This window comes from Pseudomonas sp. HN2-3 (assembly GCF_020691745.1).
GTDB lineage: Bacteria > Pseudomonadota > Gammaproteobacteria > Pseudomonadales > Pseudomonadaceae > Aquipseudomonas > Aquipseudomonas capeferrum.
Window position 1 is genome coordinate 1,634,293 of the sequence record NZ_CP085704.1, and the last position, 24,283, is coordinate 1,658,575.

Sequence of the window (24,283 nt, forward strand, 5' to 3'; positions counted from 1 at the left end):
CCAGCAGGGAGAGCATCACCATGCACCCGCATCATCAGGACAAGGCCACGCTGCTCGAACGCCTGATCTTCAATAATCGCCCCGTGGTCATCGCCCTGTGCGTGCTGGTCAGCATTTTCCTGTTCTGGCAGGCCACGCAGATTCGCCCCTCGACCAGCTTCGAAAAAATGATCCCGCTCGAACACCCGTTCATCGAGCAGATGATGGAGCACCGCAACGACCTGGCCAACCTCGGCAATACCGTGCGTATTTCCGTGGAGGCGGTCAACGGCGACATCTTCGACAAGGACTACATGGAGACCCTGCGCCAGATCCATGACGAGGTGTTCTACATCCCCGGTGTCGACCGCGCCGGGCTGAAGTCGCTGTGGAGCCCCAGCGTGCGCTGGACCGAAGTGACCGAAGAAGGCTTCTCGGGTGGCGAGGTGATCCCCAATACCTACAACGGCTCGGCCGAAAGCCTCGACGCGTTGCGCGACAACGTGCTCAAGTCCGGCCAGGTCGGGCGCCTGGTGGGTAACAACTTCAAGTCCACTATCGTTGACGTGCCGCTGCTGGAGAGCTACCCCGACCCGCAGGACCAGGGCAAGCAGGTCAAACTCGACTACCAGCAGTTCTCGCATCAGCTGGAAGAAAAGATCCGCGACAAGTTCCAGGCACAGAACCCCAACGTGAAGATCCATATCGTCGGCTTCGCCAAGAAGGTCGGCGACCTGATCGACGGCCTGGTGATGGTGGTGATGTTCTTCGGCGTGGCCCTGGCCATCACCTGTGTGCTGCTGTACTGGTTTACCTGGTGCATCCGCAGCACCATCGCCGTGCTCATCACCACCCTGGTGGCGGTGGTCTGGCAACTGGGGTTGATGCATGCGGTGGGCTTCGGCCTGGATCCGTATTCGATGCTGGTGCCCTTCCTGATCTTCGCCATCGGCATTTCCCATGGGGTGCAGAAGATCAACGGCATCGCCCTGCAGTCCAGCGACGCCGACAACGCCCTGACTGCGGCCCGGCGCACCTTCCGCCAGCTGTTCCTGCCCGGGATGATCGCCATCCTCGCCGATGCCGTGGGCTTCATCACCTTGCTGATCATCGACATCGGGGTCATCCGCGAGCTGGCCATCGGCGCTTCGATCGGTGTCGCGGTCATCGTCTTTACCAACCTGATCCTGCTGCCGGTGGCGATCTCCTATGTGGGCATCAGCAACAAGGCCGTCGAGCGCAGCAAGAAGGATGCGACCCGTGAACACCCGTTCTGGCGCCTGCTGGCCAACTTCGCCAGTGCCAAGGTGGCGCCGGTGTCGATTGGCCTGGCCTTGGTGATGTTCGCCGGTGGCCTGTGGTACAGCCAGAACCTGAAGATCGGCGACCTCGACCAGGGCGCTCCGGAACTGCGCCCGGACTCACGCTACAACCAGGACAACAACTTCATCATCAGCAACTATTCGACCAGCTCGGACGTGCTGGTGATCATGGTCAAGACGCCGTCGGAAAGCTGCTCGATCCACTCGACAATGGCGCCGATCGACGAGCTGATGTGGACCATGGAGAACACCCCGGGCGTGCAGTCGGCGATCTCGCTGGTGACCGTGTCCAAGCAGGTGATCAAGGGCATGAACGAGGGCAGCCTGAAATGGGAGACCCTGTCGCGCAACCCGGACGTTCTCAACAACTCCATCGCCCGCGCCGACGGCCTGTACAACGCCGACTGCTCGCTGGCGCCGGTGCTGGTGTTCCTCAACGACCACAAGGCCGAGACCCTAGAACGGGTTACCGCCGCCGCCAAGGCCTTTGCCGACAGCCACAACAAGGAAGGCCTGCAGTTTTTGCTGGCAGCCGGCAACGCCGGGATCGAGGCGGCCACCAACGAGGTCATCAAGTCGGCCGAACTGACCATTCTGGTGCTGGTGTACATCTGCGTGGCGGTGATGTGCCTGATCACCTTCCGCTCGTTCGCCGCGACCTTGTGCATCGTCCTGCCGCTGGTGCTGACATCGGTGCTGGGTAATGCACTGATGGCCTACATGGGCATTGGCGTGAAGGTCGCCACCTTGCCGGTAGTGGCCTTGGGCGTGGGCATTGGCGTGGACTACGGCATCTACATCTACAGCCGCCTGGAAAGCTTCCTGCGCGCAGGCCTGCCGTTGCAGGAGGCCTACTACGAAACCCTGCGTTCGACTGGCAAGGCCGTGTTGTTCACGGGGTTGTGCCTGGCCATTGGCGTGTGCACCTGGATCTTCTCGGCGATCAAGTTCCAGGCCGACATGGGCCTGATGCTGACCTTCATGCTGCTGTGGAACATGTTCGGTGCGCTGTGGCTGCTGCCGGCGCTGGCGCGGTTCCTGATCAAGCCCGAGAAGATGGTGGGCAAGGAGGGTGGGTCGATTTTCGCCCACTGATTGCTGTATCTGGGGGCCGCGTTGCGGCCCCTTCGCGACGCAATGTGGGGGCGGCCTTGCGTCGCAATGGGCTGCAAAGCAGCCCCAGGGTTATAATGCCGGCACCTCTCTAACTGGTACCCCCCATGTCCCCCCTTGCCACCGCCCTCGCAGCCTGCGACATGCTGCTGATCGACGGCCTGCACGCCTTCGACTTCACCGCCAACGAAACCGGTCTCACCGTCGAATGCATGGACGGCCGCCAGCTGCGCCGCTGGGCTTTTACCGCCGAACAGGTCGCCACCGCCATCGCCACGGGTGACGAGTGGCAGCTCAGCGATGCCCAGGGCGAGCATCGTCTAGTCTGTATGAGTGCCTTTCGTGCCCCGGATGAAGACGACGATGAAGCGAATCTGGACGAGCCTGCTGACCGCTAGCCTGATGACCCTGACCCTCAATGCCCAGGCTGCCACACTGCTGGTGGGCAGCTACACCGATGGCGCCAGCCAAGGTATCTACCGCTACCAGTTCGACAGCACGACAGGCCATATCGACCCCACCCCGCAACAGGTGGTCAAGAGCGTGAGCCCCTCCTGGCTGGTGCTCTCGGCCGACCAGCGGCAACTGTTCGCGGTCAACGAAACCGTTCAGGGCCACGTCAGCAGTTTCAGCGTGAGCAGCAAAGGCGAGATCAACCCCCTCAACCAGGTGGCCAGCCGGGGCGACGAGCCAACCCACGCCAGCCTCAGCCGCGACCAGCGCTACCTGTTCGTTGCCAATTACGCGGTCAAGCCAGACCCCGGTGGCAGCCTGGTGGTGATCCCGGTGGCCAAGGACGGCAAGCTCAAGGCGGTGGTGCAGCAGGCCCGGCACAAGCCAAGTGGCGCCAACCCCGAACGCCAGGCCGGCGCCCATGTGCATTCGCTGGTGCTGTCGCCGGATGGGCAGCACCTGTATGCCAGCGACCTGGGCGCCGACAAGGTGTTCATCTATCGCTACGATGGCGCCAGCGCAGACCACCCACTGACACCGGCGATTCCTGCTTCGGTGGCCTTGCCGCCGGGCAGCGGCCCGCGCCACCTGCTGTTCGACGGCAAGGGGCGACATGCTTACCTGACCCTGGAAATGAGCGCCGAGGTGGTGATGTTCGATGTTCAGGAAGGCAACCTTGTCGAACGCCAGCGCCTGCACCTGACCGAGCGCCAGGATGCCGCGGCCAAAGCCGGTGGTGGCTTGCACCTGTCGGCGGATGGGCGCTTCCTGTATGTCAGCAATCGGGGCACGGCCAACGAGATCGTGGCGTTCAGCGTAGGTAAGGATGACGGCCAACTGGCGTTCTTGCAGCGCCGTTCGGTCGAAGGTGATCACCCTCGGGAATTTGCCCTGGACCCCAGCGACAACTTCCTGCTGGTGGCCAACCAGAAGAGTAACCAGATTGTGGTCATGCGCCGCGATCCGCGTAGCGGCAAACTGGGGGACACGGTGCAGACGCTGCCACAGGATGCGCCGTCGGACCTGAAATTCATCGAGTGACTATCGATCAGCGTGATAATGGTTACTGTCGCAATGAATTTCTAGCGGCGACCTTGGCGGCGTAAGTTTGACCCAAGGCCCAAACGGGCCAACGTCAAACCACCGCCGTCGAGGTAAGCCCAGATGAACTTCAATCTCTTCCCGGTCATCGCCGCATCCGCCATCTCCGCTTCGGTCGTGCTGCCGGCACAGGCCCATGCCGACACCAGCAGCAAGGCGTCCAGTACCCACAGCTATACCGAGCAGTACCTGCGCCAGAGCGCGCATTTTCATGCAGCCTTGAGTGGCAAGCACGGCCACTGAGCACTACCCGGCTTTTGTGTAGGAGCGGCCTTGCGTCGCGAACAGGGCTGCGCAGCGGCCCCAGCAATCTGTGTAGCGACACAGAACTTGGGGCCGCTACGCGCCCCTTTCGCGACGCAAGGCCGCTCCTACACAAGGGCCGTGTCAGGTCACTTGGCCATGACAGCCTTGAACAGGTCCGACGCCAGCCACCCCTCCAGCCAGCTCCGCACCCGCGGATAAGCCGCCTCGGCGAACCACTGCGGTTCGACCCCGGCAAACTGGCGCATCAGGGGCAGCAACGCGGCATCGGCCAGGCTCGGATGATCGGCCAGCAGGTAAGCCCGGCCTTCAAGCAGTACTTCAAGCGCTGCCAGCCAGGTTTCGGCCTGCTGGCGGTAGTGCTCGCGGGAATGCTCAGGGTATCGCTCGGCGTACTTGTACAGGTTCACCTGCGCCTTGAACGTGGAGTCGTTACGGGCGATCAGCGCCTCGGCCTGTTGCGCCGCCGCCGGGTCCGCCCGTAGCCGCCAGTCCTGCGGGTCGTTGCGTTCCAGCGCCCAGCGCATGATGTCCAGGCTTTCCTCCAGCACGCCGGTACCGGTGTCCAGCACCGGCACCGTACCCTTGGGCGACAACGCCAGCAGCGCGGCCGGTTTGTTCTTCATCGCCACTTCCTCGACCCGTATCTCGCACCCGGCATAGCGCAGGGCCAGGCGCGCGCGCATGGCCCAGGGGCAGCGGCGGAACGAGTAGAGGATCACCCGCACACCTCGACGTCACTCAGGCCGTTGCCCTGGCGGCGCACCTGGATCTGCACCGGGATGCGTTCATGCATCTCCTGCACGTGGGAGATCACCGCGACCTTGCGGCCCTGAGCCTGCAAGCCGTCGAGGGCATCCATGGCCAGTTGCAGTGATTCTGGGTCGAGGCTGCCGAAGCCTTCGTCGATGAACAACGATTCGATGCGCAGGGTGCTCGAGGCCATCGACGCCAGGCCCAGTGCCAGGGCCAGCGATACCAGGAAGGTTTCACCGCCCGACAGCGAATGCACCGAGCGCAGCTCGTCGCCCATCTCGGTGTCCAGCACCAGCAGGCCCAGGGCACTGCCGCCGCGCTTGAGGCGGTAGCGACGCGCCAGCTGGCGCAACTGGCTGTTGGCATGGTGCAGCAGCAGGTCGAGGTTGTAACCCTGGGCGATCTTGCGGAACACATCGCCAGAGGCCGAACCGATCAACGCATTCAGGCGCGCCCAGCGCTGCCATTGCTGATGGGCCTGTTCGATGTCCTCGGCCAGCGCCTGATACGCCAGTTGGCGACGCTGGTCTTCGGCCTGGGCGGCGCGCAGCTCGGCGCACTGCTGTTCATGGTTGGCCAGCAACGCGCGCAGTGCTGCGAGGGACTGCTCAAGGTCTTCGGCCGTGGCCTCGACGCTGGCTTGCGCGGTATGTTGCTGCAGGCGCTGTTCACGCTCCTGCAACAGCACGCGGCCTTGTTCGATGGCCTTTTGTGCAACTTGCAGGCGCTGGCGCAGTTCGCCCACTTGTGCGTCGTCCATGGCCAGCAGGCGGTCGAGGCCGCTATCGTCGAGCTCGGGGTGTGCGGCGCGCCACTGAGCGATTTCACCCTGCAACTGCTGGTGTTCGTGGTCCAAAGCCTGCTGGCGGGCGCTATTGGCCTTGAGTTCGCCGGCCAGCTGCAGGGCATGGGTGCGGGCCTGTTGCAACTGCTCGGCAGTCTCGGCTTCGCCTGTGCGGGCGTGCTCTACCTGTTGCTCCAGATGGCGTTGCCAGTCCTCGGCACGCGGGTGTTCACCCAGCAGCTCGGCCAGGGCGGCGCGGGCCTTGTCCATCTGTTCGGCCAGCCCGCTGACCTGCAGTTGCAGTTCTTGCTGGCGCTGCACGCGGGTTTGCTGCTGGTCGTGCAGGCGCTCCAGCTGTTGCAGGCGCTGCTGATGTTCTTGCAGTTCGTCCTTTTGCTGGTCCAGCTGTTGCTGGCGCTGGGCGATCTGCTGGTCGAGGCTGAGGAAGGCCTGCGCCGGCTCATCGCGCAGGGCCTGCAGCACAGGGGGCGGCAGCAGGTTGGCGAAATCGGCCAAGGCCTGCTCAAGGCGTTCCTGGTCGGCGGCCAGAGCTTGGTGCTGCTGGTCCAGGCGGCGTTGTGCCTGCTGTTGGGCTTCGCTCGCGGCTTGCAACTGCTGATTGAGGCGGGTGGCATCCCTTTGCAGGGTCAGCAGCGTGGCTTGGCGCTGTTCGTCACGGCCGATTTCCTGGTCGAGGCGGCGCAGTTGGCTGTCCAGCCAGGCACTGCGGGCCTTGTCTTCATGGGCACTGAGTGCGGGCCACAGGGCATGGGCCGCCAGTTGCTCGGCCAGCGGCTGCAACTGCTCACTCAGTTGCGCCTGTTGATGCTGATACTCCTTGATCTGGCCATTGACCACACCCACCTGGGTGCGCAACTCGATCAGGCGGGAATTGAAGTGCTCGACCTGTGCCAGGGCCGTCGCTTCTTCGGCCTGGTCATGCCGGCCCAGGCTTTGCAGCAGCGCTTCGGGCTGATGGAAGGGATGCTCGGCGCTGCCACAGACCGGGCAGGGTTCGCCCTCGTGCAATTGCGCACGCAGTTCTTCGACGCTGGTGCTGCGCGCCAGGCGCTGACGTTCCAGCAGTTGCCGGGTGAGCGCCAGCGCCTGCTCGGCAGCTTCAAGCTCGGCCTTGGCGGCGGTGCCTTCGCCAATCAGTTGCTGGCGTTGCTGCAGGGCCAGTTGCTGGCGTTCGCGCAACGACTGGATACCCTGTTGCAGCTCCTGCTCGCGGGCATGCAGGCGCGACAGTTGTTCCACGGCACGTTGCTGTTTGCGGTTTTCCTGCAGCATGCCGCCCAGCAGGTCGAGCTGTTCGGCCAGGGCCTGGGGCTCTGCTGCGGCTTCGCGGAACAGCACTTCGAGGGCGTCGCGCTGGGTTTGCAACTGCGCATTGGCCTGGCTGGCCTGGGCCTGCAGGCCCGGCAGCTCTTCGCCGCCCTGGTTCAGGCGGTTGCCGATCTGCAGCAACTGTTGTAGCTGTGGGCGATAAGCCTGCCAGGCGCTGGTGAGGGCAGCCAGGGGGGCACTCTCGGCCAGAGCAGTGTCGATCTGCGCCAGTTGCTGCTGGCCGCGCTGCTGGTGCTCGGCCAACTGCTGCAGTTGTTGCTCGAGCTCGGCGGCGGCCAGGTCGGCCTGCTGGCCGGCCTCGCGGGCCTTGGCCAGTTCTTGCTCCAGGCGGGTGAGGGTGTCTTGCTCGGCGAAAGCCTGGCGCAGGCGCGGGGCGTTTTCGCCCTGGCTGGCCTGGGCCTGGCTCAGCGCCTGACGGGCTGATTCGAGGGCCCGTTCAAGTTCGCCGATGCGGCCTTGCAGGTCGCTCTGCTGGCGGTGTTGTTCGCTGAGCTCGCTGGCCAACGGCGCGAGCTGCGCCGCCAGGGCCTGCTGACGGTGGAACTGGTGGCGCTGGGGCGCCAGGCGCTCCAGGCGCTCCAGGTCCAGGCGCTGATCGGTGAGGTGCTGCCAAGCCTGCTCGGCGGCCTGCAATGCTGAGCTGGCTTCGCCCTGCTGTACCTGCAGCTGGCGCTGTTCATCGAGCCAGGTACGTTGCTGCTCGAGCTGGCGCTCTTGCGCCTGGTCGGCCTTGAACTGCTGCTGTGCCTGCTCCAGGCGCTGGTCGAGTTCGGCACGGGCATCGCTCGGCATGGGCAACAGGTGGCTGGCGCGGTCCTTCAGGGCACTGTGCGCCTCGCCGGCCTCGCGGGCCTTGCTGAAGGCACGCTGGCCAAGGCGGGTATAGATCGCCGTGTTGGTGAGCTTTTCCAGCAGTTCGCTGCGTTCCTTGTCGTCGGCCTTGAGGAAGGCGCCGAACTCGCTCTGGGCCAGCATCACCGCGCGGGTGAACTGCTCGAAGTTCAGGCCCAGGCGCGCTTCGACCAGTTGCTTGTATTCCTGCTTGCCACTGGCCAGTACCTGCTCGCTGTCCAGGTCATAAAAGCTCTGGCGGCTGTGTTGCAGTTTGCCGTTGGCCTTGTCGCGGGCGCGGTTGGCTTCCCAGCGGGCACGGTAGCGACGGCCGTCGATGCCGACGAAGTCGACTTCGGCGAAACCGCTGCCGGTGCCTCGGCGCACCAGATTGCGTGGGTCAGAGGTCGGGATCTCGCCGTCGGCGTCCGGCACCTTGGCTTCGCGGCCAATGTCGTTGAGCCGGGGGACAGTGCCGAACAGGGCCAGGCACAGGGCATCGAGCAGCGTGCTCTTGCCGGCGCCGGTCGGGCCGGTGATGGCGAACAGGCCGGCGCTGGCCAGGGGCTCAGCGGTGAAATCGATGTCGATCGGGCCGGCCAGGGATGCCAGGTTCTTCAGGCGGATGGCGAGAATCTTCATGGCTGTTCCTCTTCCAGCTGTGCGTCCTGCAACAGCAGGGCGAAGTCGGCCAAGGCCTGTTCATCGGCGGGGTTGCCGTAGGCTTGCTCCCAGGCGCGGCTGAACAGGTCTTGCGGGGTCATCTGGGACAGTTCGACGAAGGCCAGGTCGTCGTCCTCGGCGCTGGCGCGCCCGGCATATTCGGCGCCAATGCGGATCAGCCGCACGGCTTTGCCTTGCAGGGCGCCTTCGATTTGCTGGCGCAGGTCGGGCTGCGGTTCGTCCAGCACGACGCGCACTTCGAGCCAGGGCTGGCGGTTAGGGTCTTCGAGCAGGTCGATCACCGGCAGTTCGGCGAGCTGTGCCAGCAGCTCGCCAAGCGGTGCCGGGCCGATGCGTTGCAGGGCCACGGCGCGAGGCACCGGGCGCGCTTCGACGCTGACCAGCTCGGCACCGTCCAGCTCTACCTCCAGCACCTGGTGCGGGTAGTTGATCTCGGCGAACGACAGCGGGATCGGCGAGCCGCTGTAGCGAATGCGGTCTTCGCGGTTGACCTTCTGCGGCTTGTGCAGGTGGCCCAGGGCGACATAGCTGATGGCCTTGTCGAACAGCTTGGCCGGCAAGGCCTCGGCGTTGCCGATGATCAGGCTGCGCTCGGAGTCTTCCGACACGGCGCCGCCGGCCATGTGGGCATGGCTGATGGCGACCAGTGCCTGGTCCTTCTTGCGTTTTTGCAGGGCGGCGGCAATCAGTTGCTGGTGCACCTGGGTGATGCCTTGCAGGTAGTCGTCACCCAACTGCGGGCCGGTCACTTCCGCGGGGCGCAGGAAGGGCAGCGCCAGGCACCAGGCGCTGATTTTGCCGCGGGCGTTGGTCAGTGGGATCAGCAGGCGCTCGGCATCCAGCTGGCCTTCGTCGAGCCAGTGCACACGGCCCAGGGCGTGAGTGCGCAGGCGGCGCATCAATGCTGCGGGCAGTTCGATGCGCGAGCCGGAGTCGTGGTTACCGGCGATCATCACGATGTCCAGCTTGGGCTGTTGCTCGTGGGCCTGGACGATGAAGTCGTAGAGGCGCTCCTGGGCTTTGACCGGTGGGTTGACCGTGTCGAAGATGTCGCCGGCGATCAGCAGCGCATCCGGCTGGCGCAGGTGCAGTTGGCCGAGCAGCCAGTGGAGGAAGCAAGCGTGTTCGAAATCGCGTTCCTGGCCGTGCAGGCTTTGGCCCAGGTGCCAGTCGGAGGTATGAAACAGACGCATGGATGACCTGTTGGTGTCGAGTCGAGCAAGCGGGGGGCTTGGCTTGGATGATGGGCGTTGCGCAGGGGGGGTATGGTAACTCAATGGTGGGGGAGAGGGGCATGCCTGGGGGGATTGCATGTGGGGGAATGGATGTGGGCGTACAGGTGCATGTCATGAGTCTTTCAGCGCCTATCAGATCGAGCGCCGCCCGCGCGGCGCTTCGCGGGGCAAGCCCGCTCCCACATCTGTTTCGGGCCAGTTATGCCTGATGCATTGGCGCGCGGCCCTTTGGTGCCCGCCACAATATCGCGTCGGACAAACAAGGCGGTCGCGCGCAAATGGCACAGGCCTCACTGGCCCGAAACAGATGTGGGAGCGGCGGTGCGGCGATCCGACTTGCCCCGCGAAGCGCCGCGCGGGCGGCGCTCGATCTCATAGGCGCTGAAAATGCCAAGCCCTGCACCCGCTGCACCCCACATGTCACTTCGGATACAACGGCGGCAACCCCCCCGTATCCCCGGAAGGCAGCAGCACCTGCTCGGCCGGCGGAATGGTACCGATCGCCCGCCACAAATCCTCACCCTGCCAATACTGCCCACTCTCGCTATACAACGCCCCATTCAGCCCATCCAGCGCATCGGACAACGGCACGAAACGCGCCGCCATCTCCGCCAGCGTCTGCGGTTGCTGGCGTGCCCAGGCGTCGAGCGCCTGGCGCGTGGCCTGCGGGTCGTTGGCCTGGCAGGCGCGCTTGAGGTCGTCCAGCAGGGTGCGTGGGCTGGGGCCTTGTTGTGCGGCGCGCAGCACCGCCGGTTGCGAGCGCGCCCGCCACCACAAGGTGAAGCCCAGCAGCGTGGTCAGGGCCAACACCAGCGTGGCAAGCTGCCAAGGCCACAGCAAGCCGCTGCCAGAACGGCTGTCGCCGACCGGGGTGTCGGCGCTCAGCGCCGGGTTGTCCTGCACGTTCAGGGTTCGCGCCGGCAGGCTGGTGTGCTCGAGGTGATCTTCACGGGTGTTCCACCACGATACTTCCAGCGCTGGCAGGGCCAACTCGCCACTGTGGGTAGGCACCAGGGCCTCACGCTCCTCGCGGTTGGCGGTCATGCCGCGGTCGTTGATTTCGTTGCGCAGCAGCGGCTGGTCGGGGTAGCGGCGCAGGCCGGTGATCTCGGTGGCCGGCAGCGGCGGCAGCTGAGTGCTGGACAAACCGTCAGCGCGCAGGGTGATGTTGCGGGTGAGGGAATCGCCAATCTGCGTCTGCTGGCTGCCTGGGTCGGGGTTCCAGTGCTCTTCAAGGGTCAGGCTGCGTGCGGGCAGCCACGGCGCACCGGCCGGCCAGGCCGCCGGAATCGGGCGCACGGCGAGGCGCAGCGGCAGCGAGCTGACCTGCACCTGGCGGCCGGCACGCGGCGCGGCGGCGGGCGATTGTTCGTCGTCGACGCTGGCGGCGGCGGTGGCGGTAAAGGTCAGGGGGGGGATCTCCAGGCCGCCGCTCTGCTGCGGATAGACGGCATAGCGGGTTTCAATCACCCCGTGGCGCACGCCGTTGATTTCCTTTTCGTAAGTGCGCGACTCGCCCAGAGGCTCGACCTTGGCGTTGTCCAGCTGCAGCGGGCTGAGGCTGCTGTCGTCATACAGCGCCACCGAATGGTAGATGCGCAGGGTCAGCACCGCCTGGGCCTGGACATACACATCGGTGCTGTCCAGGGTCGCTTCGATGAACACTTGGGAGGCGCTTTCCTGGCGGCTGGCATCGGCCTGCAGCACTTGCAGGTCGATGGCCTGGCTGCGTGACTGGCCCAGTTGCAGTTCCGGGATGCGCAGGCTGCCGCTGCGCCGTGGCAGCAGGGTGATGATCCAGCGGGTGCTGGCGCGGGTTTCGCCGTCGAGGGTGTGCAGGCTGTTCAGCTGACGAGTGCCGCGCACCTCGAAGTCGCCCTCCAAGGCACGCAGGTCGGGCTTGCCAAACTGGGTCACGTCCTGGCTTTCGAGGGTCAGTTCCAGGCTTTCGCCGGCGCCCAGGCGGGTACGGTCGACGCTGGCTTGCAGCATCGGTTCGGCCTGGGCCAGCAAGGCCCATAAGAAACCGAGAAGAAAGACGCCGAAGCGACTCATTGTGGGTTGTCCTGATGCAATTGCTGTTCATACCAGAATTTGCGCCGCAGCAGTTCCGCCGGGTTATCGGGGATCTCCCGCAGCCACTGTTCAAGGGCTTGACGCTGTTCGGCGTCGAGGCTGGTGGACACCGGGCGCTGGGGTGGCTGGATGATATCGTCGTCGGCGCCGCCCTGATTGCCCGGTGTGGCCTGGCTGTTGTTGCTGCCTTCGCCGGGTTGTTCGGCGTTGGCGTGTTCGTCACTGCCGGGCGTGCCCTGTGCCGGGTTGCTAGCCGAGCTGCTGTTGCCTTCGGTTTCGCTTCCGGGTGTGCCTTGGGCTTCGCTGCTGGCGGCTTGCTGTTCGGCCTTGGCCTCACGCTGTTGCAGCATTTGCTGGACCAGCGCCTGGTTGTCCAGTGCCGGTTGCAGGTCGGGTTGGCGCTCCAGGGCCTGGTCATAGGCGTCCAGCGCGGCTTCCAGCTCACCACTGCGGGCCAGGGCATTGCCTCGATTGTAGTGCGCTGCCGCCGTATTGCCTTCGGAGAAGGCCTGGGCGGCACCGGCGTAATCGCCGGCCTGATACAGCGCCATGCCGCGCCATTGCGCGTCCTGGAAATGGCGCGCGGCGCTGGCCGGGCGGTTCTGTTCGAGCAGGCGCTGGCCTTGCTGGTCGGGGCGCAGCCACAGGTCATTGAACTCGAACGCCTGGCTGGGCTGCGGCAGCGCCAGCAATAGCGGCAGGCAGAACAGCCAGCCGCGACGGCCGGCGCAGGCCGCCAGCAGCAGCAGTGGAATCAGCAACCAGTAGCCCTGGTCTGCCCAGCTATCCAGTTGCAAGGTCTGGCCGTCGTTACGTAAGGCGCGCGGGTTGTCGAACAGGCCCAGGCCGCGCAGGTCGAGGTCGTCGACCCGGGCATTGCGGTAGCGCCCGCCGGTGCTGCTGACAAATGCCTTGAGGCTGGCGCTGTCCAGGCGTGGCAGCAGGATGCCGCCCTGGTCATCCTTGAGGAATTCGCCGTTGGCCTGCCGCACCGGGGCGCCGTCGCGGCTGCCGATGCCCAGCATCAGCAGGCTTGGGCCCTGGCGGCCGAGGGCCTGGACGATGCCTTGGCGTTCTGCTGCGCTGAGCGAGGAGCCAATCAACAGCAGGCGGCCTTGCCCCAGGCCGCTCTGGGCCAGCAAGGCCAGGCCTTTTTGCACCGCCAGGTCTGCGCGCTGGCCGGGTTTGGGCATGATCGACGGGTCGATCGCCTCCAGCAGGTTGCGGGTGGTGCCCAGGTCGTCGGACAGCGGCACCAGGGTGTGGGCGGACCCTGCGTAGACGATCAGTGCGGTCTGGCTATCGTGGCGGTGTTCGAGCAGGTCGAGGACCTTGCGCCGGGCCTGCTCCAGGCGGTTGGGTGGGCTGTCCTCGGCGAGCATCTGTGGGGTCAGTTCAAGCAGGATCACCAGCGGGTCGGCCGGGCGTTGGCGGTTTTCTTCCACGCGTTGCCAGCTCGGCCCGAGCAGCGCCATGACCACCAGTGCCCAGGCCAGGCCCAGCACGACCCAGGGCAGTTTGCTGGTGCTGCCGCTGCCGCCCCCAAGCAGCACGGCATGGAAGGCCGGCGGCAAGATCATCTGCCAGCGCCCGGCGCGTTTGCGCCGGTGCCAAAGCTTGAACAGCAGCCAGCCGAGCAGCGGCACGACCAGCAGCCAGAGGGGGCGCAACCATTGTGGCCAGAGCTCGATCATCGCCGCCTCCTCAGCCGCAGGCGTTTGAGGCGCTGGCGCCATTCCGGATGCGGCTGCAGAAAGCGCGGTTTGCGCAGCAGGCGCTGCAGCCGGTTGTCGGGCCATTGCACGGCCACTACCAGCAGCACGCTGAGCAACAGCGCCAGGGCCAGTGGCCAGGCATACAGGGCCTTGGCGGTGCGCGCCTGGGTCGGCTGCTGGGCCACCGGCTCCAACTGGTCGAGGGCGTCGCCGATGGCGTCCAGTTCGGCGCCGTCGTGGGCGCGGAAGTAGGCGCCGTGGGTCATGTCGGCGATTTCCTTGAGCGAGGCTTCGTCCAGGTCAAGGCTTGGGTTGAGGCCCAGCAGGCCTGGGGTGCCGCTGGCCTCTGGGTTGGCACCGATGCCGATGGTATAGATGCGCACGCCTTCCTGGGCGGCCAGGCGGGCGGCGGTCAGCGGGTGGATCTGCCCGCCGTTGTTGGCGCCGTCGGTGATCAGCACCAGCACCCGGCTCTGTGCCGGGCGCTGGCGCAGGCGCTTGACCGCCAGGCCGATGGCGTCACCGATGGCGGTGTTCTTGCCGGCGATGCCGATCTGCGCTTCGTCGAGGAAGGTACGCACGGTACGCCGGTCGAAGGTCAGCGGGGCCTGCAGGTAGGCCTGGCTGCCAAACAGGATCAGGCCGACCCGGTCGCCTTCGCGGTCCTGAAGAAAGTCGCCCAGCAGCGCCTTGACCAGGTCGAGGCGGCTGATCTCGTCGTCCTTCCACTGCATGTCGGGGAAGTCCATCGAGCCCGACACATCCACCGCCACCAGCAGGTCGCGACCGCTGGCCGCCACCGGTACTGGGTCGCCGAGCCATTGCGGGCGGGCTGCGGCCAACAGCAGCAACAGCCAGATGATGACGAAGGGCGCCTGTTGGCGCCAGGTCGGCAGGTTGAGCCGCGCCCGGCGCCCGGCAAGGCCTTCCAGCTCGTTCAGGAAGCCCACCTTGAGCACCGGCTCGCCACTGTCGGCGGCGGGCAGCATCATGCGTGCCAGCCACGGCAGCGGCAGCAGGGCGAACATCCACGGCCAGGCCAGTTCAAACATGCTTGCGGATCCAGGTTTCGACAGCCTGGCTGAGGCCGACGATGGCTTTGTCGTCGAGTTTGCACTCAGGCTTGTAGGCGCCTTCGACCAGCACCATCCAGCGGGTCAGGCCGGCGGCCGGGCAGCGGTTGTCGAGAAATGCCAGCCACTGGCGACCGTTGAGCGTGTGGCTGTTGGCACCGGGGTAGTGGCTGCGGCACAGGCGCTTGAGCAAGCCGTTGATCTGCTGCAGCCAGGCGCCGGCCGGGGCTCCGTCATAGGGGCGCGGCAGGCGAGCAAGTTCGGCCAGGGCGGCCACGCGCACTGGGTCGAGCGGTTGCTCGGCACGCACGATGCGGCGTTTGCCGGGGCGCCAACGGCGCATACGCCACAGGCCCCAGGCAAGCAGCGGCAGCAAGGCCAGCAACACCCACCAACCCGGTGCCGGTGGCCACAGGCCGATTGCCTCTGGGGTGATCAGCGGGTGCAACTGGTCCAGCGGGTTCATTTGCTGCTCCCCGCGCGCTGGGCGTTAAGGTACTCGCGCAACTGCTCGATCATCTCGCTTTGGGTGCTCAGCGGCATCAGCACCACGCGCAGCTTCTGTGCCATCAGTTCCCAGCGCTCGATACGCGACTCGGCTTGCTGGCGGTAAGCCTGGCGCAGGCTGGCGTCCAGGGTGTCGAGCTCCAGTTGCGCGCTGCGCTGGGCGAAGCGCAACAGGCCGGCAGCGGGCAAGGCGTGGTCGAGCGGGTCGGAGACGGGCAGCAGCAACAGGTCGCAGTGGCGTGAGAGCATGGCCAGGTGTTGCTCGACCTGGTCGGTCAGCGCGCGTTCGTCGCAGATGATGATCGCCAGGCTGCCAGGGCGCAGCACTTCGCGCGCCCGGCGCAAGGCCAGGCCAAGGCTGTCGGCCTGGGGCGTGGCTTCGGTGTGCAGCGACTGGTTGACCTTGGCCAGGCGGTTGAGCAACTGCAGCAGGCTCTGCTTGCTGCGCCGCGGCTTGATTTCGTGGTGTTCGTTGTCGCCGAACACCAGCCCGCCAATGCGGTCGTTGTGCCCCAGCGCTGCCCAGCCGAACAGTGCTGCGGCCTGGGCTGCCAGTACCGACTTGAACATCAGCCCCGAGCCGAAGAACAGCCGCTGGCTCTGCTCGACCAGAATGAAGATCGGCCGCTCGCGCTCTTCATGGAACAGCTTTGTGTGTGGCTCCTGCGTGCGCGCGGTGACGCGCCAGTCGATGTTGCGCACATCGTCGCCGGCCTGGTAGACGCGCACCTGGTCGAAGTCCACGCCGCGTCCGCGCAGCTTGGAGTGGTGCAGGCCCACCAGCGGGCTGCGCTGGCCAGGCCGGGAAAACAGCTGGATTTCGCGCACGCGGTGGCGCATGTCGATCAGCTCGGCAAGGCCGATACGGATGCCGGGCTCGGCCAGCTGCGCGGTGGGCATGGGCTCAGGCAACGGCGACGACGTCGAGGATACGCTGGACCACCCGGTCCTGGTCGATCCCCGCAGCCTCGGCCTCGAACGACAGGATGATGCGGTGGCGCAGCACGTCGAACAGCACCGCCTGGATATCCTCGGGGCTGACGAAGTCGCGCCCGGCCAGCCAGGCATGGGCACGTGAGCAGCGGTCCAGCGAAATCGAGCCGCGGGGGCTGGCGCCGTAGGCGATCCAGTCGGCCAGTTCGGTATCGAACTTGGCCGGGGTACGTGTGGCCATCACCAGTTGCACCAGGTATTCCTCGACGGCGTCGGCCATGTACAGGCCGAGGATTTCCTTGCGCGCGGCGAAGATCGCCTGCTGGCTGACCCGGCGCTCGGGCTTGGTCTCGCCGCCCAGTGCTTCGCCGCGGGCCTGCAGCAGGATGCGCCGCTCCACCGCAGCGTCCGGGAAGCCGATTTTCACGTGCATCAGGAAGCGGTCGAGCTGAGCCTCGGGCAGCGGGTAGGTGCCCTCTTGCTCGATGGGGTTCTGGGTGGCCATGACCAGAAACAGCGGTGACAGGTCGTAGGTACTGCGGCCCACGCTGACCTGGCGCTCGGCCATGGCTTCGAGCAGCGCCGACTGGACCTTGGCCGGGGCGCGGTTGATTTCGTCGGCCAGCACCAGGTTGTGGAAGATCGGCCCCTGCTGGAACACGAAACTGCCGGTTTCCGGGCGGTAGATTTCGGTGCCGGTAATGTCGGCAGGGAGCAGGTCGGGGGTGAACTGGATGCGGTGGAACTGCGCTTCGATACCCTCGGCGAGCTCCTTGATGGCCTTGGTCTTGGCCAGGCCCGGGGCGCCCTCGACCAGCATGTGGCCGTCGGCCAGGAGCACGATCAGCAGCCGCTCGACCAGCTTCTCCTGGCCTAGGATCTGGGAGGAAAGAAAGGTGCGCAGCGCGATCAGCGCTTCACGGTGTTCCATCGGCGACGGTTCCTGGTATTGGGCCGCAGGCGCGCTGGGGGCAGCTGCCTCGGCAAGGGGTGATACTTTAATCTATCCGGGGGGGTGGCGACTAATGGCGGCTGGCAAATTTATCCAGGCCGTTGCCTGCGGCGTCATCGAAAAGTCCCGTGCAAGGTTCGGAGTCGGCTGATGGTTTGCCGCTGCGTCCTGACGCCTGCCGGTGCTCTTTGGGCAAGCAGGATGCACCTCGCAGCGGGTGCCGGGGCATTTGTCGCGGGTCTACCTGAGCATCATGCGTGAGTTGGCGCTGCGCGCGGGCGTGCCGTTTGCCGAGTTGGGCAACGATGAGGCCTATGCGGTGCCGGATGAGTTGGGCGAAATCAGCCGCAAGCTGCATGATTTTGCCTTGGGGCGTAGTGACCACGCGCATTTGACCGAGCAGGAGCAACGGCTGTTGCGCGAGCGCTACATTCATACATCGGCGAACTGGAACCCTGTTAAAGGGCTGCGCAATAGCACGCTTGACTTGCTGTTCGTCAACCGGCCCGGTGAGGCGGGGCGGGTGGTGCATTCGGATGGCAGTGTCCGTGGCTGAGGGTAGGAGCGGCCTTGCGTCGCGAAAGGGGTGCGAAGCAGCCCCAGGATCTCAGCTTCGCCGCATAGATTGCTGGGGCTGCTTCGCAGCCCTTTCGCGACGCAAGGCCGCTCCTACAGGGCGTGCGTTACTGGGGCGCGAGCGCGTCCAGCAGCCCTTTGAGGTAGGCACTGCCTTGTGGGTCCAGCGGCTGCAGGGGCAGTCGCGGTGCGCCCACATCCTGGCCCCGCATTTTCAGCCCAGCCTTGATGGTGGTGGGCAGGCCACGGCGGGTGATGTACGCCAACAATTCGTATTGGCGGTAGAACAGCGCACGCGCCTCTGCCAGCTCGCCGTTCTGCACGGCGTCCCACAAGGCCAGGTTCAACGCGGGGATCAGGTTTGGCGCTGCGGTGCACCAGCCCGTGGCGCCGGCAACCAGGGCTTCCAGGGTGAGCGGGTTGCAACCGTTGTAGAACGCCACCTTGCCTTCGGTCGCGGTGTACAGGCGGTGCATGCGCTGAATATCACCGGTGCTCTCCTTGACCATGGTGACATTGGCGACTTCGCCCAGAATACGCAGGATCAGCTCTACCGACAGGTCGGTGCCGCTGGTGCCCGGGTTGTTGTAGAGCATGATCGGGATGTCGATCGCCGCGCCGACCGCTCTGTAGTGGTCGACCACCTCGGCCTCGGTCAACTTCCAATAGGAGACGGGCAACACCATCACCGCCGTGGCGCCGCACGCCTGGGCCAGGCGGGCACGTTGCACGGTACGCGCGGTGGTCAGGTCCGAGACGCTGACCACGCTGGGTACGCGGCCGGCGATCTTCTCCAGGCTGAAGCGAACCACAGATTCCCACTCGCTATCGGACAGGTAGGCGCCTTCGCCGGTACTGCCCAGCGGGGCGATAGCGTGCACGCCGGCCTGGATCAGGCTGTCGATGGATCTACCCAGTGCGTTCAGATCGACGGAGCCGTCTGCCGCGAAGGGGGTGATGGTGTAGCCGATGACGCCGCGAATTACAGGTGTAGACATGACCAGGTACCTTTGCCGTTGTTCAGGAAGGGGGACAACTTCGATCAGCCCAGGCAGTCGCCATGGGCACGCAAGGCACGACGCGCGTAATAGCTGAACGCGGCGCCATGGCGTTTTGGCGTGGAAATCCAGTCATGGGCTTCTTTGCCAAGTGCTTCGGGGATCGGGCGGATCTCACCGGCGCCCATGGCCAGCAGCTGCATCCTGGCGGCGCGTTCGAACAGTAGAGCAAGCACACAGGCTTCCTCGATCGAGCGGCCGGCGATCAACAGGCCATGGTGTGAAAGCAGGATCGCCCGCTTGTCGCCGATGGCCCCGGCGATGATCTCGCCTTCTTCATTGCCCACCGGCACACCCGGCCATTCCTTGAGGAAGGCGCAATCGTCGAACAGCGGGCAAAGGTCCATGTGCGAGATGGCCAGCGGCACTTCGAGCATCGACAGGGCGGCGCTGTGCAACGGGTGGGTATGGATGATGCAGTTCACGTCGGGGCGTGCGCGATACAGCCAGCTGTGAAAGCGATTCGCTGGGTTGGCCATGCCGTGGCCGTGCAGCACGTTCAGGTCTTCGTCGACGACCAGCAGGTTGGAGGCCGAAATCTCGTCGAAGCCCAGGCCAAGCTGTTGGGTGTAGTAGGTGCCAGGCTCCGGCGCCCGTGCGGTGATCTGCCCGGCCAGGCCGGAGTCGTGGCCGCCGTCGAACAGGATTCGGCAGGTCAGGGCGAGTTTCTGCCGCGGGGTGTAAGTGTTGTCGGCCAGCGCAGTCAGCATCTGCTGCTGGGCATGTTTGACGAGCTGGTCCTTGGGGGTCTGCATGGTCGTGGTCACGGAGAGTACCTGCATGAGAAGGCGGTAATGACTACCTGGCTGGCACAGCGTGCAAGCTAGGACACACATCGATACTAATGACACTTCGTGTCATAAGCAAGCAATGTGTCATCGCTTCTCGATGATCAGATACAGGTCGCCATGAAAGGCCCGCGCTTACCGTCCCCCGGCAGCGCCGCCATTTTCCAGGATCCTGGCCCCCGATCCCTCCTTGCCCAGCACGTCCTCGGGGTTGCGCAGCGGGCAGTCTTGCAACGACAGGCAACCGCAGCCGATGCAGTTGTCCAGGCTGTCTCTCAGGGCCTCCAGCGTGCGAATGCGGGCGTTCAGGTCTTCTCGCCAGGCCGATGACATCTCGCCCCACTGGGCGGCCGTGAGTTTGCTGTTCGGCGGGTAGCGGCCCAGGGCGCGTTTGATTTCTTCGAGGGGGATGCCGGTGCGCTGGGCCACCTTGATGATGGCGATGGTGCGCAGCACCAATGCGGGGTAACGCCGCTGGTTGCCGGCGGTACGGGTGCCGGCGATCAGCCCTTTGGATTCGTAGAAGTGCAGGGCGGAGACCGCCACGCCACTGCGTTTGGCGACCTCGCCGACGGTGAGCAGCCGCGAGCTGTCGGTGGATGATTTAACTGTCACGCCGGTTGACCTCAAGTTAGCTTGAGCTCTTATAGTCCCGCCCGATCGTTCCTGCAACCACCCAGCAGGTGCGCATCTGGCCAATGGCCGCCTAGTTTCAGCGAATTGCTCAAGTAGCCCAGTGCTCGCTGAAAGACCGGGTGGCACTCGGCATAGGGCAAATGGTCGAGCGCAGCCCAGAAGAACTCGAACGTATGGCCATGGTCATCCAGTGTCTGGTGAAGCCATCGCTCAGGTAGAACACCCTCTGCCCGGCACAGGTGAAACGACCAGGTCTGCCCAAGATGGCCGGAATCCCAGCACCCCAAATCGTCCCCGATCGTGGCGTTGTGGATACCAGACTCTTCATGCAATTCACGCAGGGCGGCTTCCCGCGGCGTTTCGCCGTTTTCAATGGAACCCTTCACCAGCTGTACGCCCGCCAGGGGATGACGGAACAACAGAATACAGGGCGGCGACGAGGGAGAGAGGACGACTGCGCACGCCTTGTCCGGGAGCATGTTGATTTCCGTATCGATAAACAGGGGGGCAGCATCATACGCGCTCATGCGCTCGCAGGTGTCGACAGCGCTTGCAGGCAGCACGCAGCCGCTCACTTGCCGCTGATCACCCGGGTCCACAGCCGGGTGCTCAAGCGCATGCCCGCCGGTGACAAGGTCTGGATCGGGAACAGCGTATCCAGCACGGCCTGGGGCGGGTACACCGCCGGGTTGTCGCGCAGCGCCGGGTCCACATACGGTAATGACGCCGCATTGCCGTTCGGGTACTTCACCGCATTGCTGATATGCGCCATGACCTGGGGGTCGAGCAGGTAGTTGAGGTAGGCGTAGGCTGCATCCAGGTGCGGCGCAGCTTTTGGAATCACCACCATGTCCACCGCCACCGTCGAGCCTTCACGGGGAATGCTGTAGCCCAGGTGCACGCCGTTGTTGGCCTGCTGCGCGCTGTTCATCGCCTGCAGCACATCGCCGCTGAAGCCGATCGCTACGCAGATGTTGCCGTTGGCCAGGTCGCTGACGTACTTGGACTGGTGGAAGTAGCTGATCGACGGGCGAATCGCCATCAGCGCCGCCTCGGCATGCTTCAGGTCTTCAGGGCGCTCGCTGTGCGGGTCGAGCCCCAGGACCTTGAGGGTGATTGGCAACACCTGCGTCGGGTTGTCGAGGAACGCCACGCCACAGGCACTGAGCTTGCGGATGTTTTCTGGGTTGAACAGCAATTGCCAGGACTGGGTGACATCGGTGTCGCCGAAGATCGCCTTGATCTTGTCGACGTTGTAGCCGATGCCGGTGGTCACCCACATGTAGGGGATGGCATGGCGGTTGCCGGGGTCGCTGGCCTGCAGCAGTTGCATCAGCTTGGGGTCGAGATTGTTCCAGTTGGGCAGCTTGCTGCGGTCGAGCGCCTGGATGGCGCCGGCCTTGATCAGCCTGGGCAGGAAGTGGTTGGACGGGCTGACCAGGTCGTAGCCGCTGCCGCCGGTCATCAGCTTGGCCTCGGTCGTCTCGTTGCTGTCGATAAGGTCGTAGGTGGGCTGGATGCCGGTGCGGCGGGCGAACTCGGCCAAGGTGTCATCGGCAATGTAGCCGCTCCAGTTGGCGATGTTGACCGATTCGGCGGCCTGGGCCGTCAGGCTGAACAGCGCCGCGGACAGCACGGCCATGCAGGTACGTTTCATCATCTTGCCCTCTGTTGTTGTAAGTGTTCGCAAGTGCTCATGGCAGTCAACGTTCGCGCCGCGCGCGGCGTACTTCCCAGGCCATGCGCAGGGAGGCGCCGATATCGAAGAACGGGCGTGGCGGCAGGTAGCCGGGTTGGGCCTGGCCGAGCACGTCGGTGAGCAGCGCCGAGGTCGATGTGCTGGCCATGTCGACCAGCAGCCTGCCCCACAGGGTGCCGCGGGCGACGCCCGAACCGTTGCAGCCGGCCACGGCATGCAGCCCTTCATCGATCCGCGCGAAGCACGGCTCGCCGGAGCGGGTGCCGCTCAGGTGGCCGGTCCAGGTGTATTCGAGGTCCGTGGCGGCCAGCCCGGGGAAGCGTTTTTCCAGCCCTTGCAGATGTTGCTGGCGACGGGCCTGCAACTGCGTGCCATTGAGGTCGCGCTGGCGGTACTCCACCGTGTTGCGAATCAACAGCCGTCGGCCCGGCAGCAGGCGCAGGGTCGCGCCGCCCGGCAGGGTCGACAGCACGCCCCAGGTGCGCTCGCCGAACTGGCTTTGCCAGCGAGCCTCGGTCAAGGGGCGGGTGATGCTGGCGCTCAGTTCCAGCGCGAAGGTGCCGCTATGGTGCACGCCGACCCGGGGCAAGAACGCCCCGACGCAGGCCAGCACTTGGGGCGCGTTTATAACGCCGGCTTCGGTCTGGGCCTGCCAGCCACGCCCGGCGCGGCGAAGGCTCAGCACCGCGCTGTGCTCGTATACCTCCACCGCCTTGGGCAGGCTGTCGGCAAGGCCGCGCACATACTTCGCCGGCTGCAGCAGTGCGTTGCCACCGGCGCAATGGATGGCGCGGGTGTAGAAACTGCTGCCAAGGCGCTGCTGCAACGCTTCGCCTTCCAGGTAGCGAGCGTTGGCGCCAACGGCCTCCAGTGTGTGGATCACGGCGTCGGCCTGCTGCAGGTGCGCGGGTCGATGCACGGCAAAGTGATAGCCCGCGTCATCGTATTCGCAGGCGATACCCAGCTCGCCGATACGCTGGCGCACCTCCTGTGCGGCCGCCACACCAATGCGCGAAGCCACGGCAAAGCCGGCAAAGCCTGGGTTGCCGAGCAATTCATTGGGCGAGGGTAGTTCATGGCTGACGGCAAAACCCGAGTTGCGTGCCGAGGCACCCTGGGCCACTCGCTGCCGGTCAAGCACGACAATGCGTTGCCCTGGGAAACGTGCGGCCAGCGTGTGGGCTGCGGCAAGGCCGGTGATGCCGCCGCCAATGATCAGCCAGTCGCAGGCGTGCTGGCCTGAAAGGCGCGGGTGCGGGGCAGACTCGCCCGCCAAGGCGATCCATCCACAGCGGTTGTCGATTGCCATCAGCTCCTCCACAATCAATGCGCACCGGTTATCGGTGTTGGTCTTGGGTGCGCCTTCAGGGCTTAATCTACGAGGGCTGTGGCCTTGTTTCTAACGCTAAAATTTCATTCAGCTATTCTTGAAACGCATGGATAAAATCTTTCGTGTGCCCTCGCTTCAAGCCCTTCAGGCGCTTATCCACGTAGCGGACAGCAGCAGCTTTACCGAGGCCGCCAGGCAGCTGCACTTGACCCAGAGTGCGATCAGCCGCCAGGTTCAGCAGCTGGAGGAGCATTACGGTGTGGCGCTGTTCGACCGCACCAGCCGCAAGGTGGCGCTGACCGAGCAGGGCCGTGATGTGTATGCGGTGGCTTGCGAAGCGCTGAACGGTCTGCGGGCCCTGGCGCAACGGCTTTCCCCGGCACCGGTGGATCGGCCGTTTCGTATTCGTATCTTCGTGTCACTGGCGGTGCGCTGGCTGCTGCCCAGGCTGAGCAGCTTCTACGCACTCAACCCGGCGTTATGCCTGTCCATCGAAACCGTGAGCGGGGAGGTGGTGGACACCAGCGGGGATTGCGATGCCTACGTGCTGTATTTGCGTGACGGCCTGGATGGTCGACCCTTGACGGTCTTGTTCGATGAGTACCTGGTGCCGGTCTGTGCGCCAAAGCTGGGCGACGGGCAGTTGCCGCCACGCTCGCTGAAGGCGCTGGGTGAGCATGCGCTGATCCATGGCTCGACCGCGCGTCACGAGTGGAACCTGTGGCTGCAGGCGCACCAGGAGGGCCCCGAACGCAGTTACAAACACCTGATGTTCAACCTTGACGACCTTGCCCTGGATGCTGCCGCCCGCGGCCTGGGCGTGGCCATGAGCGACCAGGTGCTGGCGCACGACGCACTGGCCCGGGGCGACCTGATCGTGCCGTTCGGCGCACCGCTGAAGACCGGTGGCGTGTACGCGCTGTGGTTACGCGACAGCGGCGTCGCGCACCCGGCCTGCAAGGCGGTATTGCAGTGGTTTGAGGCGCAGCTGGAGCGCACGCGCCAGGCGAATAGCGAATGGCATGATCTGGGCGTGACCAGGTCAGCGCCCTGATGTAGTCCATTGCC

The 24,283-nt window shown here is 65.4% G+C and carries 20 protein-coding genes and 1 pseudogene; 6 read left to right on the forward strand and 15 right to left on the reverse strand.

Annotation, left to right across the window (positions count from 1 at the left end; genetic code table 11):
• Window positions 1-20 precede the first annotated feature (20 nt).
• The 4 genes from LJX93_RS07465 (at window position 21) to LJX93_RS07480 (ending at window position 4,211) form a co-directional block, all read left to right on the forward strand.
• A complete protein-coding gene (locus LJX93_RS07465; RefSeq protein ID WP_033701489.1) occupies window positions 21-2,396 on the forward strand; it encodes an efflux RND transporter permease subunit in 2,376 nt (791 codons plus the stop codon).
• A gap of 125 nt (window positions 2,397-2,521) precedes the next feature.
• Entirely contained in the window at window positions 2,522-2,812 is a 291-nt protein-coding gene (locus tag LJX93_RS07470; protein WP_156311532.1) for a DUF5629 family protein, read from the forward strand.
• Entirely contained in the window at window positions 2,778-3,908 is a 1,131-nt protein-coding gene (locus LJX93_RS07475; RefSeq protein WP_218573827.1) for a lactonase family protein, read from the forward strand. The genes LJX93_RS07470 and LJX93_RS07475 overlap by 35 nt, the downstream gene beginning before the upstream one ends.
• A 123-nt stretch (window positions 3,909-4,031) precedes the next feature.
• Entirely contained in the window at window positions 4,032-4,211 is a 180-nt protein-coding gene (locus tag LJX93_RS07480) for a hypothetical protein (RefSeq protein ID WP_033700510.1), read from the forward strand.
• A gap of 149 nt (window positions 4,212-4,360) precedes the next feature.
• Here the strand turns inward: LJX93_RS07480 and LJX93_RS07485 are convergent, their stop codons facing one another.
• The 9 genes from LJX93_RS07485 to LJX93_RS07525 form a co-directional block, all read right to left on the reverse strand.
• A complete protein-coding gene (locus LJX93_RS07485) occupies window positions 4,361-4,954 on the reverse strand; it encodes a glutathione S-transferase (protein WP_227696893.1) in 594 nt (197 codons plus the stop codon).
• Window positions 4,951-8,595, reverse strand: coding sequence for an AAA family ATPase (locus LJX93_RS07490; RefSeq protein WP_095064851.1), 3,645 nt, complete (start codon window positions 8,593-8,595; stop codon window positions 4,951-4,953). Before LJX93_RS07490 ends, LJX93_RS07485 begins: the two co-directional genes overlap by 4 nt.
• On the reverse strand, window positions 8,592-9,830 hold the full coding sequence (locus tag LJX93_RS07495; RefSeq protein ID WP_033700507.1) for an exonuclease SbcCD subunit D C-terminal domain-containing protein: 1,239 nt from the start codon (window positions 9,828-9,830) through the stop codon (window positions 8,592-8,594). Before LJX93_RS07495 ends, LJX93_RS07490 begins: the two co-directional genes overlap by 4 nt.
• 462 nt (window positions 9,831-10,292) lie before the next feature.
• Window positions 10,293-11,927 carry a BatD family protein gene (locus tag LJX93_RS07500; protein WP_033700506.1) on the reverse strand — a complete coding sequence of 545 codons (1,635 nt, stop codon included), beginning with the start codon at window positions 11,925-11,927 and terminating at the stop codon, window positions 10,293-10,295.
• On the reverse strand, window positions 11,924-13,642 hold the full coding sequence (locus tag LJX93_RS07505; protein WP_033700505.1) for a tetratricopeptide repeat protein: 1,719 nt from the start codon (window positions 13,640-13,642) through the stop codon (window positions 11,924-11,926). Before LJX93_RS07505 ends, LJX93_RS07500 begins: the two co-directional genes overlap by 4 nt.
• Window positions 13,639-14,715 (reverse strand): vWA domain-containing protein, encoded by a 1,077-nt coding sequence (locus LJX93_RS07510; RefSeq protein ID WP_033700503.1) that lies wholly within the window; start codon window positions 14,713-14,715, stop codon window positions 13,639-13,641. Before LJX93_RS07510 ends, LJX93_RS07505 begins: the two co-directional genes overlap by 4 nt.
• Complete coding sequence (locus tag LJX93_RS07515; protein WP_033700502.1) at window positions 14,708-15,202, reverse strand: DUF4381 domain-containing protein; 495 nt, start codon at window positions 15,200-15,202, stop codon at window positions 14,708-14,710. The genes LJX93_RS07510 and LJX93_RS07515 overlap by 8 nt, the downstream gene beginning before the upstream one ends.
• Window positions 15,199-16,143, reverse strand: a complete 945-nt coding sequence (locus LJX93_RS07520) for a DUF58 domain-containing protein (RefSeq protein WP_033700501.1) — start codon at window positions 16,141-16,143, stop codon at window positions 15,199-15,201. The genes LJX93_RS07515 and LJX93_RS07520 overlap by 4 nt, the downstream gene beginning before the upstream one ends.
• Window positions 16,144-16,147: 4 nt before the next feature.
• Window positions 16,148-17,107 carry an AAA family ATPase gene (locus tag LJX93_RS07525; protein ID WP_033700499.1) on the reverse strand — a complete coding sequence of 320 codons (960 nt, stop codon included), beginning with the start codon at window positions 17,105-17,107 and terminating at the stop codon, window positions 16,148-16,150.
• Window positions 17,108-17,339: 232 nt separating this feature from the next.
• Here LJX93_RS07525 and LJX93_RS07530 point away from each other — a divergent pair.
• Window positions 17,340-17,684, forward strand: a pseudogene (locus tag LJX93_RS07530) (DUF2235 domain-containing protein); the annotation flags it as partial.
• Window positions 17,685-17,811: 127 nt separating this feature from the next.
• On the opposite strand, the gene LJX93_RS07535 reads toward LJX93_RS07530, so the two are convergent.
• From LJX93_RS07535 to LJX93_RS07560, 6 genes are all read right to left on the reverse strand, one after another.
• Complete coding sequence (locus LJX93_RS07535; RefSeq protein WP_047583271.1) at window positions 17,812-18,702, reverse strand: dihydrodipicolinate synthase family protein; 891 nt, start codon at window positions 18,700-18,702, stop codon at window positions 17,812-17,814.
• Window positions 18,703-18,746: 44 nt separating this feature from the next.
• Entirely contained in the window at window positions 18,747-19,529 is a 783-nt protein-coding gene (locus tag LJX93_RS07540) for an aldolase (RefSeq protein WP_033701487.1), read from the reverse strand.
• A gap of 156 nt (window positions 19,530-19,685) precedes the next feature.
• Window positions 19,686-20,132, reverse strand: coding sequence for a redox-sensitive transcriptional activator SoxR (gene soxR, locus LJX93_RS07545; RefSeq protein ID WP_081874759.1), 447 nt, complete (start codon window positions 20,130-20,132; stop codon window positions 19,686-19,688).
• 62 nt (window positions 20,133-20,194) lie between these two features.
• Window positions 20,195-20,665: an NUDIX hydrolase gene (locus LJX93_RS07550; protein ID WP_033701486.1), complete on the reverse strand. Its 471-nt coding sequence runs from the start codon at window positions 20,663-20,665 to the stop codon at window positions 20,195-20,197.
• 92 nt (window positions 20,666-20,757) lie between these two features.
• Window positions 20,758-21,846, reverse strand: coding sequence for a polyamine ABC transporter substrate-binding protein (locus tag LJX93_RS07555; protein WP_052040669.1), 1,089 nt, complete (start codon window positions 21,844-21,846; stop codon window positions 20,758-20,760).
• 43 nt (window positions 21,847-21,889) lie between these two features.
• Window positions 21,890-23,188 carry an NAD(P)/FAD-dependent oxidoreductase gene (locus LJX93_RS07560; protein ID WP_095064918.1) on the reverse strand — a complete coding sequence of 433 codons (1,299 nt, stop codon included), beginning with the start codon at window positions 23,186-23,188 and terminating at the stop codon, window positions 21,890-21,892.
• A gap of 133 nt (window positions 23,189-23,321) precedes the next feature.
• Here LJX93_RS07560 and LJX93_RS07565 point away from each other — a divergent pair, with 133 nt between their 5' ends.
• The gene (locus LJX93_RS07565) at window positions 23,322-24,269 is read left to right on the forward strand and encodes a LysR substrate-binding domain-containing protein (RefSeq protein WP_050506121.1); all 948 of its coding nucleotides are present in this window, start codon (window positions 23,322-23,324) and stop codon (window positions 24,267-24,269) included.
• The last annotated feature ends 14 nt before the right edge of the window (window positions 24,270-24,283 follow it).